The 18,606-nt window shown below is 35.5% G+C and carries 16 protein-coding genes; 7 read left to right on the top strand and 9 right to left on the bottom strand.

The window, feature by feature from the left end; all coding sequences use genetic code 11:
- Nucleotides 1-41 precede the first annotated feature (41 nt).
- The 3 genes from CRT24_RS04945 to CRT24_RS04955 all read right to left on the bottom strand — a co-directional run bounded on the left by CRT24_RS04945 (nt 42) and on the right by CRT24_RS04955 (nt 2,940).
- Nucleotides 42-1,001 (bottom strand): NAD-dependent epimerase/dehydratase family protein, encoded by a 960-nt coding sequence (locus CRT24_RS04945; protein WP_099370144.1) that lies wholly within the window; start codon nt 999-1,001, stop codon nt 42-44.
- Entirely contained in the window at nt 1,002-2,198 is a 1,197-nt protein-coding gene (locus tag CRT24_RS04950; protein ID WP_099370145.1) for an MraY family glycosyltransferase, read from the bottom strand.
- 316 nt (nt 2,199-2,514) lie between these two features.
- Nucleotides 2,515-2,940, bottom strand: coding sequence for a BT0820 family HAD-type phosphatase (locus tag CRT24_RS04955; RefSeq protein WP_099370146.1), 426 nt, complete (start codon nt 2,938-2,940; stop codon nt 2,515-2,517).
- Between the two features lie 391 nt (nt 2,941-3,331).
- On the opposite strand from CRT24_RS04955, the gene CRT24_RS04960 reads away from it, so the two are divergent.
- Both CRT24_RS04960 and CRT24_RS04965 read left to right on the top strand, forming a co-directional pair.
- Nucleotides 3,332-4,231: a DUF3078 domain-containing protein gene (locus CRT24_RS04960; RefSeq protein ID WP_099370147.1), complete on the top strand. Its 900-nt coding sequence runs from the start codon at nt 3,332-3,334 to the stop codon at nt 4,229-4,231.
- A gap of 110 nt (nt 4,232-4,341) precedes the next feature.
- Nucleotides 4,342-6,078 carry a thiamine pyrophosphate-dependent enzyme gene (locus tag CRT24_RS04965; protein WP_099370148.1) on the top strand — a complete coding sequence of 579 codons (1,737 nt, stop codon included), beginning with the start codon at nt 4,342-4,344 and terminating at the stop codon, nt 6,076-6,078.
- 378 nt (nt 6,079-6,456) lie between these two features.
- Here CRT24_RS04965 and CRT24_RS04970 read toward each other — a convergent pair whose 3' ends face one another.
- The 3 genes from CRT24_RS04970 to CRT24_RS04980 are packed head-to-tail and all read right to left on the bottom strand — an operon-like array spanning nt 6,457 to nt 11,343.
- The gene (locus tag CRT24_RS04970; protein WP_099370149.1) at nt 6,457-8,121 is read right to left on the bottom strand and encodes an AarF/ABC1/UbiB kinase family protein; all 1,665 of its coding nucleotides are present in this window, start codon (nt 8,119-8,121) and stop codon (nt 6,457-6,459) included.
- Nucleotides 8,122-8,178: 57 nt separating this feature from the next.
- On the bottom strand, nt 8,179-8,835 hold the full coding sequence (locus tag CRT24_RS04975) for a suppressor of fused domain protein (RefSeq protein ID WP_099370150.1): 657 nt from the start codon (nt 8,833-8,835) through the stop codon (nt 8,179-8,181).
- 9 nt (nt 8,836-8,844) lie between these two features.
- Entirely contained in the window at nt 8,845-11,343 is a 2,499-nt protein-coding gene (locus CRT24_RS04980) for a DUF1963 domain-containing protein (protein WP_099370151.1), read from the bottom strand.
- Between the two features lie 209 nt (nt 11,344-11,552).
- On the opposite strand from CRT24_RS04980, the gene CRT24_RS04985 reads away from it, so the two are divergent.
- On the top strand, nt 11,553-12,173 hold the full coding sequence (locus CRT24_RS04985) for a hypothetical protein (protein ID WP_099370152.1): 621 nt from the start codon (nt 11,553-11,555) through the stop codon (nt 12,171-12,173).
- Nucleotides 12,174-12,201: 28 nt separating this feature from the next.
- Here CRT24_RS04985 and CRT24_RS04990 read toward each other — a convergent pair whose 3' ends face one another.
- The gene (locus CRT24_RS04990; RefSeq protein ID WP_218962578.1) at nt 12,202-12,783 is read right to left on the bottom strand and encodes an ankyrin repeat domain-containing protein; all 582 of its coding nucleotides are present in this window, start codon (nt 12,781-12,783) and stop codon (nt 12,202-12,204) included.
- 353 nt (nt 12,784-13,136) lie between these two features.
- On the opposite strand from CRT24_RS04990, the gene CRT24_RS04995 reads away from it, so the two are divergent.
- Together CRT24_RS04995 and CRT24_RS05000 are read left to right on the top strand one after the other, a co-directional pair.
- Nucleotides 13,137-13,727, top strand: a complete 591-nt coding sequence (locus tag CRT24_RS04995) for a YceI family protein (RefSeq protein ID WP_099370153.1) — start codon at nt 13,137-13,139, stop codon at nt 13,725-13,727.
- A 135-nt stretch (nt 13,728-13,862) separates the two neighbouring features.
- The gene (locus CRT24_RS05000; protein ID WP_099370154.1) at nt 13,863-14,321 is read left to right on the top strand and encodes a DUF1572 domain-containing protein; all 459 of its coding nucleotides are present in this window, start codon (nt 13,863-13,865) and stop codon (nt 14,319-14,321) included.
- A 10-nt stretch (nt 14,322-14,331) separates the two neighbouring features.
- On the opposite strand, the gene CRT24_RS05005 is transcribed toward CRT24_RS05000, so the two are convergent.
- Together CRT24_RS05005 and CRT24_RS05010 are read right to left on the bottom strand one after the other, a co-directional pair.
- The gene (locus CRT24_RS05005; RefSeq protein ID WP_099370155.1) at nt 14,332-15,189 is read right to left on the bottom strand and encodes an aminotransferase class IV; all 858 of its coding nucleotides are present in this window, start codon (nt 15,187-15,189) and stop codon (nt 14,332-14,334) included.
- A gap of 15 nt (nt 15,190-15,204) precedes the next feature.
- Complete coding sequence (locus CRT24_RS05010; RefSeq protein ID WP_099370156.1) at nt 15,205-16,236, bottom strand: RluA family pseudouridine synthase; 1,032 nt, start codon at nt 16,234-16,236, stop codon at nt 15,205-15,207.
- Between the two features lie 64 nt (nt 16,237-16,300).
- Here CRT24_RS05010 and CRT24_RS05015 point away from each other — a divergent pair, with 64 nt between their 5' ends.
- Entirely contained in the window at nt 16,301-17,191 is an 891-nt protein-coding gene (locus CRT24_RS05015; RefSeq protein ID WP_099370157.1) for a 1-aminocyclopropane-1-carboxylate deaminase/D-cysteine desulfhydrase, read from the top strand.
- 103 nt (nt 17,192-17,294) lie between these two features.
- Nucleotides 17,295-18,584 (top strand): BamA/TamA family outer membrane protein, encoded by a 1,290-nt coding sequence (locus CRT24_RS05020; protein ID WP_099370158.1) that lies wholly within the window; start codon nt 17,295-17,297, stop codon nt 18,582-18,584.
- The last annotated feature ends 22 nt before the right edge of the window (nt 18,585-18,606 follow it).

The raw sequence follows: 18,606 nt of genomic DNA on the forward strand, positions 1-18,606 counted from the left end.
GGTTTAAAATTTCATGTTAAATAATATAAACACCGTCTATATTACTTTCCAAATTCAGCCGTAAGCATTCTCCGAAGACCTTCTTCCATTGAATATGGTGGAACAAATCCTGAAGACATTGCCTTGGTAGAATCATATTTTGTAACAGCACAAAACTTCTTTACGCGAACTGAACTTATCGTTAATTTCTTTCTACTGATTAGTGCCAATACATCAAATCCATAACCTCCCAACATCCCTAACCAATATGGAATATGTGTGGTTGGTATTTTCTTGCCCAATATCTCACCTGTATGATAAACCAAATCATTCGTTGTAAAATCAGGCTTGTCAACATAATTATAAACATTATAGCCTTCACGCTTATGCTGAATCAAAAATTCAATAAATGCAACAACGTTCCCTATATATGACATAGATTTTTGGTTCTTCCCATCCCCAATCATCATAAACTTACCCGAAGCTATTTGATTTAACAAGTTGAATACGTTACCTCTATTTCCTTCCCCAAATATAACAGTTGGTCTGATAATATTGATGTTCCAATCAGAATGAGTTTTATTCCACTCTTGCAAAACCTGTTCTGCCTCCCATTTACTTTTGCCATAATGATTAAATGCATCTGCAGGAAATGATTCATCAGGATTATCTTTATCCAAACCATATACCGCAACAGAACTTGTGAAAACCAAACGAGAAACCCCATTTGCCTCCATCGCCTCAAGCGTATTTCGCATTCCTTGAACATTCACGTCATAGTATAGTGAGGCTGGAGAAACATCATCCCTGTGTTCGGCAGCTAATAATACAACAACATCTTGACCCTTCAACAATTCGGTCAATTTAGATTTATCTAAGACATTTGCAATTTTGGTGAGCTGAGGATAGGTAGAACTTTGTTGTCTGTCAATGTTGACAAGGTTTAGTGAAGGCGTATCCAAAAGGTTGCTGATGAGTTTTGTTCCAACAAAACCTGAACCTCCTACAATGGCTATATTCATTTATGATTTGATAGTTATATTTTTTACCCCAAATTTTACTTCGGTCTCCTTTACATTTTCAACCTTAACTGGTTCTGTTAACATCTCCTGAACCCCTAAAGCGGATTTCTTCTTGTTTACAAAATAATTAAAGGTCAATGTAAATGCAAACCAAAGTATGAAATCCAATAATACAACAACATTATTGCTGATAAATTGAACCATGATAATATTAAAAGCACAGAAAAACAAAGATAAACCGATGATACTCATCATAGCACTTTTATGTGATAATCCTGCTCTTAACAATTTATGATGTAAATGGCTTCGGTCAGCTTTAAACAATGGTAATTTCTTGTACCATCTGATAAAAATCACACGAGCCACATCAAAAACCGGAACAATTAAAGTAGAAAAAGCAACAACGATAGCACCTTCCGAAAATGGCTTAATACTCTTGTTATTCATAGCAAAACTAATGGCTAAAAACGCCATGGTATAACCTAATGTCATGCTCCCTGTATCTCCCATAAATATTCTTCGGCGTCTTTTCGATGCTCCAAATACATTATAGTAAAAAAATGATATCAGAATGCCTGTTGTGATAAATGCTAATAAGGCATGAATCCAGGCTTGATAATAGGCAAATAAAGTTCCTAAAACCAAACACCCAACACCCACAAGCCCCGAACATAAACCATCCAGACCATCGATAAGATTGATAGCATTTATAATTAATACAACCGCGAAAATGGTTAAAGGAATACCTATCCAAATCGGCAAATAAGTGATAAACAGCAAGCCATAAAGATCATTAATCCATAATCCTGCCAATGGAAATAAACATGCCACCAATATCTGGGCAACAAATTTCCACTTATAACTTACACCAATCAAATCATCAGCAATCCCAATGATATACAATATCACTAACCCACATATCAACATAATAAACATCGGGAAAACTTCCCATGTCACGATACCTAAATTGATGAAATTGATTTTATATACTAGGACGACAGTAATTGCCAAGAGACAACATTGAATAGGAACAAAAGCAACACCACCTAATCGGGGAATAATACTCTGATGAACTTTACGGGCATCTACCGGGTCAAATAACCTCTTCCTATAAGTAATAAGCATAATATATGGGATAATTATTTTCCCAAGTAAAATAGCTATTAAGAAAGGAACAAGTAGAATTAAAAACTCCATCGAATATTTATTTTTTAAGATTTGTGTGGAATGAAACGATTGCCACGACTAATAACAATTTAACTATACTGTTGTTTCATATACTTTCGAATAGAACAAATTTATAACATTATTAAAGGTCTGACGATAGTTTATATCTCTAAACACCTTATATTTATTAATTTGTAGCCCAAACCTTACACCTCTTTTTAAGTGCTTAAACATGTATTTTATTCGCTAATTTAATCTATCGCAAACGCCAAGAGATGGCTCTATAATAAATTGGTTCAATTAATATTTTACACTATAAATATAGTAATTTCTAATAAATAAAACACTATTTGAAAAGTTTGCCCCAAAAGCCCACATTCTTTTCTTTTAATTTTAGGTCCATCTCAGATGAAGATTTAAAAGATAAATTATGCGATCGGTTGTTATGAATAGCTTGGTAGATTTCCCCCCAATCAGGCAATCCCCCGAAATTTCGATCATCAATAAATAAATCTGCACTGATTTTCCTTGACGAATGTTGCCTTTCTTCTTCCGGAAAATTCGAATTATGAGCGTAGAAATGAACCCCAGCTTTTTCACAATATTCAATAGCTTCTTGTAACAATTCGCCTTCCCTAACAGTCCACAAAATCAAACGGTGACCTTCATTAATAAGCTGCTTCAGAGCATCAATAGCGAAAGGAACGGGCCTTCCTATTTTGGGATATTTATGCTCAACGATCGTACCATCAAAATCTACAGCTATTACCATATTTTCTTTTTCACCTCTTCTTACAAAATCTAGTCCATTATGCTTGACGAATACTAATTTTTAATTAAAAGAACAGCAAATAACCAAAATGTTAATTAACCATTTATAATAGTACCTTATTTTAAAAATCTATTAAGAAAAACTGAGTAAATTCTCATAACAATTATCAAAAAGTTACAATCCAACAACGTAAACAGTCAAAAATTTAACAACAATTTAAATCAGATAAAAATGCTTATGAATACCGTTAACAATGTTTTTTTATTGTATTTCAATAATATTGACTATAGTTTTCTGGCAGATTAGTTCGGCAAACCCTTGATTTGATATTCAGATTTAATATTTTAGCCCCGCAAATTTCACAACTATTCAAATATTAAACATTAAAAAAATGAAAGTATTAAAAATTGCTATTTTATCTGCCGTATCTCTTTTCTCTATGAATCTTTCGGCTCAGGAAACTGTCGACCAAGAAGCCGTAGCTGCCGACACCACCAAAATCTGGACCATCAAAGGTGAAAACACATTTCTTATTAATCAAAGCTCATTTTCAAATTGGGCTGCAGGTGGGGTAAACTCCATGGCCGGCAACCTGATGTTTAACTATGATTTCAATTATAAAAAAGATAAATGGAGTTGGGACAACAAAGTTTTAGCAGCGTATGGCCAAACATTTCAAAAGGAAACTGATTGGAGAAAAAACGATGATAGATTTGCTATCAATAGTCTCTTGGGATATCAAGCTGCTGAAAAATGGCTCTATACTTTCTTCATGAATTTCAATACGCAATTCGCTAATGGTTATGATTATGATGGGACAGAAAGAGGAGATAAAATATCAGCACCTTTTGCACCTGCTTATTTAAGCTTTGGACCAGGTATCGCTTACAAAGAGTCTGACAACTTCAAAATCAACTTCTCCCCTGCTTCTGCAAGGTTTATTATGGTCGGAGCAGAAAGCTTAAGAGAAAATTTCGACGTAGATCCAGATAAATTTTCAAGAAATGAATTTGGTGCTGCTTTAGATGTATATTACAAAGTCGGATTGATGGAGAACATCAATTTTGAAAACATCTTAAAACTTTATTCAAATTACCTTCAGGACCCACAAAACGTTGATGTGGATTATCTTGCTAACTTAAATTTGCAGGTGAACAAATTTATCACCGTTAATGCGTCAGTTCAATTATTGTATGATGACAATGTAACTTTAATAAAAAGTGACGGCCGTGAAGGACCAGGTTTACAAGTAAGACAAATCCTGGGTGCTGGTGTAACCTATAAATTCTAATAATAATCAACATATTGTTAAAGCGGCTTTTGCCGCTTTTTTTATTTCCGGAAACTAAAGGGCTGCCTATCTGTTAATTAATTAGTACTTAAATATTAATCCCTTAACATATGGCTAAAATAGTAGCGGAGCAATTAGTAGAGATGTTGGTAGAAGCTGGCGTAAAAAGAATTTATGCAGTTACCGGTGATAGTTTAAATTATTTCAATGAAGCAATACGTAAAGACGGCAGAATACAATGGGTTCATGTAAGGCATGAAGAGGCCGGTGCTTATGCAGCCGCCGCGGAAGCAGAACTCGATGGAATTGCATGCTGTGCTGGTAGCTGTGGTCCTGGGCACGTACATTTAATCAATGGCGTCTATGAAGCGCATAGAGCGCATGTACCTATGATCGTAATTGCCTCAACTATTCCAACCTATCAAATGGGAATGGGTTATTTTCAGGAAACAAATACATATAAACTCTTTGATGACTGTAGTGGATATAACCAACTGGTTACCACCCCTGAACAAGCACCAAGGATATTCCAATCTGCCATTCAGCATGCTATATCGCAAAAGGGTGTCGCAGTAATTGGACTTCCAGGCGATGTTTCAGAAATGAAAGCAAAAGAAACGCATACTTCAACTCAGATATTTCGATGCAATCCCCTGATCAGACCTTCAGATCATGAACTTCAAAATATTGCAGACCTCATAAATAAAGCCAAGAAAATCACTATTTATGCAGGAATCGGAGCAACAGGTGCCCGTGAAGAATTAAAGTTACTAGCTCATAAACTTAAGGCACCCGTTGGATATAGCTTCAGAGGAAAGATGAATGCACAATTGGAAGCTCCTTATGATGTTGGTATGACTGGCCTTCTAGGATTACCATCCTGCTACCAAGCAATGAAGGAAGCTGAGGTACTAATTTTATTAGGCACTGATATGCCTTATGACGAGTTTATGCCTATGGATAATAAAATCATCCAAATCGACACTGCCGAAGAAAGGCTGGGACGCAGGTGTAAACTGGATATTGGAGCAGTTGGAGACATCAAGGAAACAATAAAAGCCTTGCTTCCCCTCTTAAATGGCTGTGTAGACAGTGCTTTTGTAGATTCATTCGGTAAATTCTATAAAAAAGTAGAAGAAAGCCTGAATGAATACGTAGATGATACAGGTGAAAAAGATGCCATTCAACCAGAATTTGTAGCTGATGTTTTAAACCAGCACGCTAGCCCTAATGCAATATTTACAGTAGATACTGGCATGTGCTGCGTTTGGGGTGCTAGATATATTCAACAAACTGGAGACCGCAAACTTTTGGGATCCTTCAATCATGGTAGTATGGCAAACGCTATGCCTATGGCTATTGGTGCCGCTCTTGCCCATCCTGAAAGACAAGTTATCGCAATGTGTGGTGATGGAGGCTTATCTATGATGACGGGAGACCTGGCAACAATCAGACAATATAATTTACCAGTTAAACTTATCGTCTTCAACAATAGAACCCTGGGAATGGTAAAATTGGAAATGCAAGTAGCTGGTTTAGTAGACAATCAAACAGATATGTTAAACCCTGACTTCTCTCGATTATCTGAAGCATATGGTATTCCTGCACTTAATATTCACAACCCTAGTGAGGTTGTTGGCGCAATATCGGAAGCCCTGCGAGTGGATGGACCATTTTTATTAAATATCTTCACAAATCCAAGCGCCCTGGCCATGCCTGCGCACATTACCCCTAGTCAAGTGATGGGAATGACCGAAAGTATGGGTAAACTCCTACTTGGTGGAAGAATGGACGAAGTATTTGACACCATAAAATCAAATTATAAACACCTTAAAGGAATGTTTTAGCATTTGCCGTGACTGGTAGGTGGAGACACCTACCAGGGCAATTACGCCCTGACTGGTGTTCTCATTTGCTATTCACCACAATGCCTGTTGGTCCACCTGCCATACACCGCCGTGGCTGGTGCCTCCACCTGCCACCAACCATCATTTAGCGTTTGCTGAAGTATCACCGCCGTGGCTGGCGTCCTCGCCTGCCACCAACCATCATTGAGCGTTTGCTAAAGTATCACCGCCGTGGCTGGCGTCCTCACCTGCCACCAACTTCTATTTAGCGTTTACTGAAGGATCACAGCCGTGGCTGGTGTCTCCACCTGCCAACCATCATTTAGCGTTTGCAAATGTCTTGTGTCTTATGTCTTATGTCTACTGTCTAACCTACCCCTACTTCGACTTATACAAATGACTCAACAGCGCAAAACAAAGTATAAAACTCATAATAAATCCAAACCAAGACAACAACGGAATTCCCCATACCAAGTATCCTACTCGGCCATGAGCCAAAATACTTGCTCCAACACCAAAAGTCATGGCTAAAATGGACAACAAAAACTTATTACCCATCCGATGCAAAATCAACTGTAGATTATCAAAATCCTGCATCTTATGGTTTACTGTAATCTTATCTTCCTTAACTTTTTCTAAAATGGTCAACAAATCCAATGGAACTTCTGTAAGAACGTCCTTAGCGAATTTGGCTTTTTCTTTTAGCTGTCCAAGGATATATTCAGAGGAGAACTTTTGAGCAGCAATCTTTTTAGCAAAAGGCTCAATGCTTTCAGGAACATTCAGTTCTGCATCTAACTGCCGACCGGTGCCTTCTAAGATAGATACACCTCGCAATAATAAGTAGACAAAATCGGGCAAAAGAATATGGTTGCTCTGAAGAACGATATTCAATTTCTGAAGCATTACAGAAATATCAATATCATCAAGCGCATTCTGTTTGATCATTTCAAATATTTCATAAGCATCTCTTTCCAAACGCCTTTCATCTTCTATATGATGAACCACTGCAAGTCTTTTTATATTCTTAATAAGGCTTTTGGCATCATTGGAAAGAAAATCCAATACCATAGCTTCAATGATTTTACGATCCTCTGGAATCATAAATCCCATCGATCCAAAATCTATAAAAACTATCTGTCCTCGTCTATTTACAAATACATTACCGGGATGCGGATCAGCATGAAAGAAACCGTGCATCAATACCTGCTCTAAATAAAGATCCAAAACATTTTGAAGCACAGATTTTGGATATAGACCGAGTTCCTTAAATCCTAATGTATCATTTACCTTGACACCATCGATAAACTCCATACAGATTAAAGTATCCGTACTATATTTCCGATAGACTTTAGGAATATAGATATCTTTGTTTTCAAGGAAATGACGTCTAAATCGTTCTATATTGTTGAGTTCATTGGTAAAGGATAGTTCATTCAGAAGGGAACTTTCGAAAGAAAGCACAATTTGGTAGAGGTTCATTTTGTAGACGACCTCATATTTCCGCTGCAGGAGTTTAACTAAATCTTTAATAAAATCCAGATCAGCATGAATAATTTCATCTATTTCCTCGCGTTTTACCTTAAAAACGATTTCTTTGCCGTTAATTAAGGTCGCTCTGTAAACCTGCGCTATTGAAGCAGAAGCAATAGGTTTAGGATCAATGGATAAAAAATGCTCGTCTAAATTGATTTCCAGTTCTTTCTCAAGTCTTTTCCTGATATCAATATCTTCTAAAGCTACTTCATCCTGTAACTTAACCAATTCTTCTTGAAGGTCCTTTGGAATGATATCAGGTCTATTGCTGAGCAACTGACCCAATTTAATAAATGTAGGACCTAGTTCTTCAATGGCAGAACGAACTCGAATATTAAAATCTTCTTCAAAAACCTTGCGGGCGTGATTATTCCAAAAAAGAAAACTGTCTGGTAGTATCCGATCTAAATTTGATCTTGAAACTACTTCATCAAACCCATGCTTGGACAAAATCTTTAAGATCTGCCCCACTCGCTTTATTTTTTGAAAACCGTTTATATGCTTCATTCAATAATTTATCTGTTTTTCTAAACAATTCAATATAAGAATTGATTTGTTAGAATATTACTTTCTATTCAAATCTGTAACCAAAAAAGGATTATCTTTCTTCATGTCTTCCAAAAAAGCAGCCACTTTTTCAACGGACTTGAACTCATTCAAATAATCCAATTCGTTTTGCGTTATTCCAACCAATTGAATAAAAGATACTTCTCCGTGCGGTGTGTCTATACGTCCTAATTCAGGATCAAGAGTCGTTGCAAAACCAACAATGGCAGTGTCCGTATCTAACCTTATTGGCCCATTGGCAGGAATATATTGATTCTCCTCAAACCATCGACCGCTTTTGATCACGTACCTAGCTAAATTATTGAATACTTGCATCATCCAACCTGGATCTCCCTGATCACCTGAATAAGGAACTAATCTAAATGTAAATTCAAACCCCCATTTACTGAATTCCTGTCCTGCAGCCTCCGGGTTATAATAAATTTCACTCATCCCATAACTAATCAGATGCAAATGCTCAGGATTTGATTTATGATTATATACGCTTATTCCATCTATGGGATCAGTCCCACCAGCCATATAATGAATACCACATAAAGGGCCATAATGCCTGGGTTCGACACCAGGATAAACCGAATCAATCTTCTTATCAATCTCTATCCAACCTACAGCATCTTCTTCATTAAATCTTTTAATATAATCTTCCTTTTCCATAGTAAATATTTAACTACTTTCAATTGTTAACATGATATTAGAAAAATCTCTCTTTTGGAGGTCACTTTTATGAATGCTGAAAAAAATCTCCCCAGCATCCCACCACTGAAAGGATCCAGTGGATTTAACTTTCAAAAGATTAATCCAATCCTCTGGTTCTCCTTTTTTACGAATGGCAGCCTGTAGCTCAGGTGATTCATGTTGAGTAAAACCGTAGGAATTGACCTCCAAATCTGTAATGAACTCTTGTTCCATTATTGGAAAAATATTCATCTCATAATAGTCTATTGCTTCATCATCATTTATTAAACCTTTCGGATCATCTTTAAAAAGGTATTTATTGGTTTGAATTGCGTATAAATAAGGTAAAGAAACCATACTAAAAGCTTCTAATTTGTAACTATCATATTCAGCACCTGGCAACTCAAAGAAATCTGATTCCTTTTGATTCAAAAATCTTTTTCCAGATTCCAATTTATTTGAATGCTCAATAAATAACACTACCCCAGAATTATCCTCTCCAAAATGATGAATACTCTTGATAAAGAAAAACAAATAGCCCTTTCTTGGAAGATAATCTTGGTAACTTGAAATACTATCCAAATCTATTTGAGCAATAAATTCATATAAGCATTCTTTTTCTTGATATTCCGAATAAAAAGATGGAAAAGGTATGTCAAAAGGCAAATCAGGCTTTCCTCCCATCCTACTATTCCCAATTTTTGAATAATCTTCTGCTTCAGAATGAAGAAATCCAACCGATTGTTTTACCGTAGATAATATATCTTCTTTATAAATTTCAATTTTATCATTGTTTAGCAATCCTGATATCTCGTTATAATAGGATGTCTCTGGTCTCGCATAATACATTTTGTTATCCCATGCCACCATTCCTTTTCCGTCAGCTCCAGCATAATTATTATCCAAAACCCTAGACTTAACGTCCAAATCAAGGGTTAATCCCGCAAAATCATTGTATCCTTCAGGTAGACTCTCCAAGGGATTTCCAGAAACCGTGATATTGTTTATTTCTTTTTGTTGTATCAATGATATCGGGAGGGTCTTCAGGTTATTATAGTACAAATCTATTGACTTTAGATGCGGCATATGGATTTCATTCGGTATGGATGTTAGTTCGTTTCCTGAAAAATACATCCGTTCCATTTCTGGAAGTTGAAAAACTTTAGCAGGAATCTCCTTTATAAAAGAGCCGATAAACCCTAAATTGGACAATTTGTCCATTTGAGCTATTTCTTGAGGAAAAATTTCAACCGGAAAATTACTGATCCGTAGATAATTGAGCTCACCTAACTTTTCAAAACCGGAAGGAAATTCAAAAATGGGTTGTTCATTTTGTTTGGTTGATAAATTCAACGACAAATGCTCTAGACTTTTAAAGTCAAATATTTCGTCGGAAAATTCACCAACATCCATTAAATTTAATTCTAATCTTTTAATATCACTTTTATTAAAAGATTGGGTTTCTTCAAGGGTTGAAAAATTATAATTTTCTATCTTTAAATCTGATATATCCATTGGTAAATAGACCTCTATTGGATATTCTGGTTGGTTCTCATATAAAGGTTTTATTATCCCAACCATTCCCACCAAATTATTCTGAAAACCAAATTTACCTGTAAATCGGAAAGGATAATCCATGCCTTCTATATCTAATCGGCTGCTTTGATTTTCACCACTTCCTTCTAAAAAATAAAATTCTGTATATAGGCCATTTTTATTAAATACCTTATTAGAAGAGAATTGGAAAACAATTTCACTAGGGTTTTGTGAATATTCATAAAGAATCCCACTCTTCAATCCTTCCTCGACAGCTTCGGTCTTTATCACCAAATCAACATACATGAGATGGGTAAGTGGACTGATCATAGCTTTTGCATCCCCTTTAATTGAAAAATTTAGTCCGCCAATCTCAAACACATCATTCGATTTATTTTGGAAATTTAATTCAGCTTCTATTTTGAATTCATTTAAATCTTCCTCTTGAACTGGATTAATACTTTCTAAATAGCTATATTTTTCAAAAATCATATCTAGAAGTTCTACTTTTCCAATCAAATTAACAGATTCTAAAATCTCAGAAAAAACAGAAACATATTCATTTTTCAATGAATCAGGACAATCAGCAAAAAATTGGACAGCATATTTTTCATAAACAGGAATTAATGCGATATGATAATATTTCTTGTCTTTTGAACTTGCGAATAATTGAAAACAGGTTCGACCATCCTTTAATTCGCCCAATCTCTCTTCATCTGGTTCAGCTCCTTTGGTATATAAGATAACAGTATTGAAAAATCTGGAAGCCAAACTGTCCCCTTCTCCTTCGTTAAAATCTTCCAACTCTACAATCGACACAAAAACCTTAGCAGTATCTAATACTTGATCGGCTCTTTCGTCAAGAACTTCTATTGCATCTTCACTATTGAAAGAAATTTCAAAACTTTCAGGAACTGCAAAAGAAAAAACCTTGCTTTCAATATTTTTCATAAATTATTGAGTTTACAATTCAATTCACTCTTTAATACTTCTATAATTTACTAAACGAAATTCAATTAACCTCATTATATATTTGTTAAACAAAGGAATACTACAGCATTTACAAAAAAAATTGATTTACTGGTTCTTCAAACAAATTCAGATAAAATTTTCCTCGAAGCTAAAATTTCTCGTAAATTACATCACTAACCTTTAAAAACATGATTAAAGAAAGATTGGCATCTACCATCGGAAGACGAGATGAAGAACCTAATATTGATTTAGCGAAAGAGATTATTCATAATCAAGATGTCCAATCCATTAAAGAATTAGTTGCATTATTGAAAAGCAAACAAAATGAAGTACAAAATGATAGTATAAAGGTGCTTTATGAAGTTGGTGAAATGTCACCTAATTTAATCGTTGAACATTACCCAGAATTCCTGGAAGTTCTAAAAAGCAAAAACAATCGTCTTCAATGGGGTGCCATGACGGCTTTGAAAACGATTTCCCTTCTTATTCCTGCAGACATATATAACAACATATCTACCTTAAAACTTGTGGTAGATCAAGGTTCTGTAATTACTAGAGACAATTTTGTCGCTATATTGGTTAATTTAATCGACCAACCAGCTTATGAAGCGCAGGTATTCGATCTTTTATTAAATCAAATACAAGATTGTCCAACAAATCAGTTGCCGATGTATGTTGAAATGGCAGCAAACAAGATCACAAAAGACAAAATTCTACCTTTCCGCCAAGTTGTTATTTCCAGAATGAATGAAGTCGAAAAAATCAGTAAAATAAAAAGACTGGAGAAGGTCCTTAAAAAATTAAGTTAATTCTAGAACCAACTCCGAAAAACTTATTTCAATACAATAGATCTACAATGTCTGAGAAACCTTTATTTTTAGCATGGTCAATGGCTATCACCCCTTCTTTATCAGGAATGTTCTTATCAGCGCCAGCTTTGATCAGGATATTGACTATTTCAACATGATTTTTACTGCCATCACCCATTGATATGGCCTTCATTAATGCTGTTTGACCAAAATTATTGACATGGTTGATAGGAAAATTCTTGGTATGAGCCAATAATCTCACAACATCTACAAAGCCTTTTTCTGCGGCTGGAATAAGGGCAGTCCCACCATATTGGTTATAAACATCAAATCGAGCACCATATGCCAAATACAACTTAACTAAATCCAAATAGCCGGATGCACCAGCATATAAAAATGGACTGTTAAATATTTCATCTTGTTGGTTTGGATCAGCTCCATTTTTTACTAAAAATGAAGCCATGGTGTAATCATTCTGATAAGTCGCTATCATCAATAGATTTTCAGACTTCTCATTCACCTCATTTACATTCTCCGAGTTGAGGTGTTTTTCCAAATAGACTGTATCTCCTCTCTTTACAGCACTCACTATTTCTGAATCCATTTTCATTTTGACTACTTTTCGGTAATTATTTTGATTTTAGAAAACTTACAAAACATGAAAGAAACCTATTCACCGGAATCAACATATTTTATCCATTAATACTATAAGTGTGATTATAATTATAAACTTTCGTAAAAATGCCTTTGATGCATTTTAAACACAATAAATATATCCATTTTTTCGCAATCATCACAGAGAACCAAAATCAATATTTTCTTGTAGCTAAATAGCCTCAAAACATTCCTCTCAAAACTTTTTTCTATAAATTATTATTTATTAACATAGATCAATGTCTAGCAATTTTTTATTCCCAAACTTTGCATCGACAACAAAACGAACAAACTTTAAAAATTTACAATATGAAAAATTTCTTTAGCCTATTGGCAACTTTGCTTTTAGTAAGCAACATCGCTTTCGGACAAACTAAGTGGTCTGTAGATCCAGCACATACAAATGCTCGTTTCGAAATTAAACACCTAGGGATAGCTTTTGTTGATGGAGAATTCACAAAGTTAGAAGGTCAGGTAGAATCTAAGGACTCAACATCATTCGAAAATGCAACAGTTTCATTCGATATTGATGTAAATTCAATCGATACAAGAGTGGATGCTAGAAACAAACACTTATTGAGTGATGACTTCTTCTCAGCAGAAAAATTCCCTAAAATGACCTTGAAAAATGCAACTTTAAAAAGTGATGGAAAAGGTAAATTCAAATTAACAGGAGATTTAACCATCAAAGATGTAACGAAACCGGTAACATTTGACGTGGTTCAAAACAATGGAATCATCCAAGATCCATGGGGCAAAACCCGCGCAGGATTTACAGCTAAAACTAAAATTAACCGCTTCGATTACAATATCAAATACGCAGATAAAACTCCAGCAGGAATTGATGCTGTGGCTCCAGAAGTAGCAATTACTGTAAACGTTGAAGTAGTGAAAAACTAAAATTGGGGAGTAAAGCAGTAAATTCTAGCTTAAAATCACAATTACTATAATGAAAAAAGGGATAACATTCAGATATCCCTTTTTTTTATTTTATTGATATTCATAACTTTACATCAGAATTCAACCAACTCAATTATGGCACATCAACTAGCAAATAGATTTAGGGAAGTAATTCTTAATGGAACTTGGATCGCAAATACCAATTGGGAAAAAGAATTATCAAATACTAACTTCCTTACTGCCACATCCAAAATCAGTGATTTAAACCGAATAGCAGATCTTACCTATCATATACTGTATTACATCAAAGGCATCAATTCCTTTTTCAAAACCGGTAATCTGGATATTAAGGATAGCGAAAGTTTTCAAACCCCTCCTTTATCTAACGAATCTGATTGGGAAAACCTTAAAAATGAACTTTTCAATCAAGCAGAGTTATTTGCAGAAAATATCGAAAACCTATCCAATGAACAACTAGAATCTACATTCTATGATCCTAAATATGGCACATACAAAAGAAACATAGAAGGCCAAATCGAACATGCCTATTATCATCTAGGCCAAGTAGTGTTACTAAGAAAGCTGATTGTCTGATGTCGCTTCTCTATTCCTCAGTCTCATAACTCCAAGACATCAATCTTTCTTGGAAAATCCTTGAAATTTTATTGAAATACCTTTTATGCTTATAGCCCATCACCCATTGAATACCTTCGACAGCATTCGTACAGAAAATTTCATCGGCGACTTTCATAATTTCAGGTTTGATTTCAGCTTCAACGACTTCGATACCTTGTTCCTGTGCCATATCCATTACGACCCTTCTCATAACACCTGCAATACATCCTTCGGAAATAGCCGGAGTATACAATACCTTATCGTAATAAACGAAGATGTTCGAGACCAAAGCCTCACATAGATTGCCAGATTGGTTTAAAATCAAGACTTCATCAAAAGCATTTTTTTTCTTGTATAAGCCAGCCATCACATAGATCAAAGCATTATTTGATTTAATCTTAGACAGCTCACTATAAGGCTTTTTATATTCTGTATATACATCAATGATTAAACCAGTTTTCTTGTCTCTTAAAGTTTCAGGCTTACGGTCTACCTGCAAGATAAATGCTGGTTTATTGGTTTCGGGACTATACAGCCCTCCGCCTTGACGGAATACTATTAATCGAACTCTGGCTTGTTGACCGACCATATTGTTTTTGCGCAATAATTCCTCTACATTGCTACGAATGAAAAAAGCATCAAACTGATCAACATCATCAAAATGGAGCATGGACAAACTCTCTTGCAAGCGCTCTAAGTGTAGGTCTAAAAATCGAATATCTCCATCTCGCCATAACATGGTTTCGAAAATTCCATCGCCATAACGAAATGCGCGGCTATCAACATCTAGAATAGCCATATCTTGAGGTACAACAGTACCATTGTAGTTAATGTAATGTACGGGCATAAATTTTTTAAGAATCTAATTTTGATTATTTGAGCTGTAACTTCTCCATTTCTCTAATGCTAAACGGAAATCTTCCGGCATTGGTACTTCAAAATGCAAAAATTCTTTCGATTTAGGATGAATAAATCCTAAACTCCTGGCATGCAAGGCTTGACGTGGCAACAATGCAAAAGCATTATCTACAAATTGCTTATACTTGGTAAAAGAAGTTCCTTTGAGAATCTTATTGCCACCGTACGATTCATCATTAAACAACGGATGGCCGATCGATTTCATGTGGGCACGAATCTGATGAGTCCTACCAGTCTCTAGTTGGCATTCAATTAAAGTAACATAGCCCAATCGCTCCAAAACTCGATAGTGCGTAACAGACCATTTCCCCTTCTCTTCATCATCATACATATCCATGATCCTGCGATCTTTAAGGTTCCTACCTATATATCCAGTGACGGTTCCATCCTCTGCGATATCTCCCCACACCAAAGCGACATATTTACGAGCAATACTATGTTCATAAAACTGTTTTGCCAAGTAAGTCATTGCCCATTCATTCTTTGCAATTACTAACAAGCCTGAAGTATCCTTGTCAATACGGTGAACCAATCCTGGCCTGCCCGTATTGCCCGGTAGAGTAGGTAATTGGTTTAAATGAAAAGTTAAGGCATTTACCAAGGTTCCAGTATAGTTGTTGAATCCAGGATGAACGACCATACCAGGCTCTTTATTAACCAATAAGACATCATCATCTTCATAAATAATATCCAATGGTATATCCTCTGGGTACACCTCAGTATCTCTTGGAGGATCAGGTAAAACAACTGTGATTACATCAAAAGGCTTAACTTTATAACTAGCTTTTACCTCTTTGTCATTCACTTTTACAGTTCCGGCATCAATAGCATTTTGAATCCTATTTCTAGAAGTATTCTCAACCCTATTCATCAAAAACTTGTCAATGCGCAATAATGCCTGACCTTTGTCAGCCACTATTCGTAAATGCTCATAAAGCTCCTGCTCTTCCTGTTCGTTATCAAGATTATCAACCATTTTGCAAAAGTAGCATTTTTATAATCATTCTATTTCCTGTTTGAAAAAAGGCTAATTTTAACCCATGAATTTTTCATTCCAAATTTATAGCCCAGAGGAACAAATTCACGATTCAAAATTTGAAGACAAAAATATTTCAGTCTATATTAAAAGAGATGACAAGATCCACCCTTTTATTTCTGGCAACAAATGGCGTAAATTAAAATATCAGCTTGAAGAAGCTAAAGAACAACAAATAAATCATTTAGTCACTTTTGGCGGCGCTTGGTCAAATCATTTATTAGCTACAGCTGCAGCAGCAGCACAATTTGGATTCAGGGCAACAGCCTATGTGCGTGGTGAAGAAATTCACAACCCAGTGTTGGATATGTGTCGACTATTTGGAATGAACTTACTTTTTGTAGATAGAGAATCATACCGAAATAAAGAAGAATTGTTCCAACGAGGCCATAATCCTCAAACATCTTATTTCATCGACGAAGGGGGCAAATCAGATCTTGGCATAAAAGGTTGTGCCGAAATAATATCAGAATTAGAACAGCAATACGACCATATATTCGTAGCATCAGGAACAGGAACAACCGTTGCGGGCATTCAATTGGGAATAGCAAAGAACAATCTCCAAACAAAGGTTCATTCCATTCCTGTATTGAAGGGTGCAGAATTTTTAAAAAATGAATTCCAATCCTGGAATATAGACCCTGAATTGATTACACTTCACTTGGACTATCACTTTTCAGGGTATGCAAAAGTAAAACCAGATTTAATAGCCTTTATTAAATCCTTCATAAGTTCTACTGGAATTATGATAGAACCGACCTATACTGGAAAACTGCTATTTGGCGTATATGATCTTATAGAAAAAGAATATTTCAAACCTAACAGCAAAATATTGGTTATTCATACAGGTGGTATAACTGGACTATTAGGTCATCTCCAACATTTTAATAGATAATATGACACTAATCTTAACCTGAAATCATATTATTTGTAATATTTTTACAGCGGATTATTTCAGTACATCCATCTAAATCAACCACTAATAATACAACATTAAAATGCGCATTAAGCTATTCATTTTAACCATATTTATCTTAGCTAAGCTACCTTCTTATGCGCTTCAAATACAAATTCAAGACACGGTAAGCACCAAGGAACAAAGAGACAGCACCTTATCAACTGATCATCTCTATGATATCGTAGATGCGTTTAGAGATATTAACCCTTTCAAAAAAGGCGATAAAAAGCCTTCTGGAAAGAGATCCGCAATATCTTATCTTCCAAATTTAAATTATAACCCATCCATAGGGGCACAAATTGGAATAAAAGCTGTTGGTGGAAAAGTACTGGGCAATGAACCGAACACAACCATGTCTATTGCTGCCACCGCATTAAGTGCCACAACACGCGGAATTATTGTTGGGTACCTTCTTCATGATATCTATACCCCTGGAAATAGATGGAATATTAAAGGTGGAGCTATGGTGGCAAAAGCTGTCGGATTAGACTATGGTCTAGGAATTGGAGGCACTTTGGAAAACCCTACTGAGGAAGAGCTAATATTAAATAACCCCGATCGCCAAAGATTCGTAAATCGGTATATGGCATATACCATCAATGAAAGAGTATATAAGCAACTTTTCCCAGGAGCATTTGTCGGTGTTGGTGTTTTCTTCGAGCTAAAAAGAAAGCTCAGTACGGTAGGGAGTGAAGAAAATATGTCACCAGTGGAAATATATAGCAGGTGGAATGATTTCGACCCTTCCCGGGTTAACAACAACGGCCTAATGTTGAATATGCAATATATGACCCGTGACAACCCCAATTCAGCCTACAAAGGATATTATTTCGATATGGTATTAAGAATGAACCAAACTTGGCTCGGCAGTACTCATAATGCATATCAATTGCAAACGGATTTCCGAAAATATTGGCAACTTTCAACATCGAGACCTAATCATGTAATTGCTTTCTGGAACTTCGGATCCTATAATTTAGGTGGTAAACTCCCTTATATTGATCTACCAGGAACTGCAAAGGACACATATGCAAGAAGTGGCAGAGGATATACGATGGGATACTTTAAAGGAACTTCATTCTTCTATTCTGAAATAGAGTACAGATATCCTATTCTTAGAAACCAATTCCTAAGCGGAGTTGTATTCGCCAATATTCAGACTGCCAATGATCAAATGGGCACGAAATTATTCCAAGTTTGGCAACCAGCTGCTGGTGCTGGCCTTAGGCTCTTGTTTAATAAAGCAACCAGAACCAATCTTTGTATTGATTATGCTTTTGGTAGATTCGGCCAACGGGGCTTATTTTTAGGTTTAAATGAAGCATTCTAATTTATTAATATAAAATACTTTA

The organism is Sphingobacterium sp. 1.A.5, from assembly GCF_002734235.1.
In the GTDB taxonomy this organism is placed as follows: Bacteria; Bacteroidota; Bacteroidia; order Sphingobacteriales; family Sphingobacteriaceae; genus Sphingobacterium; species Sphingobacterium daejeonense.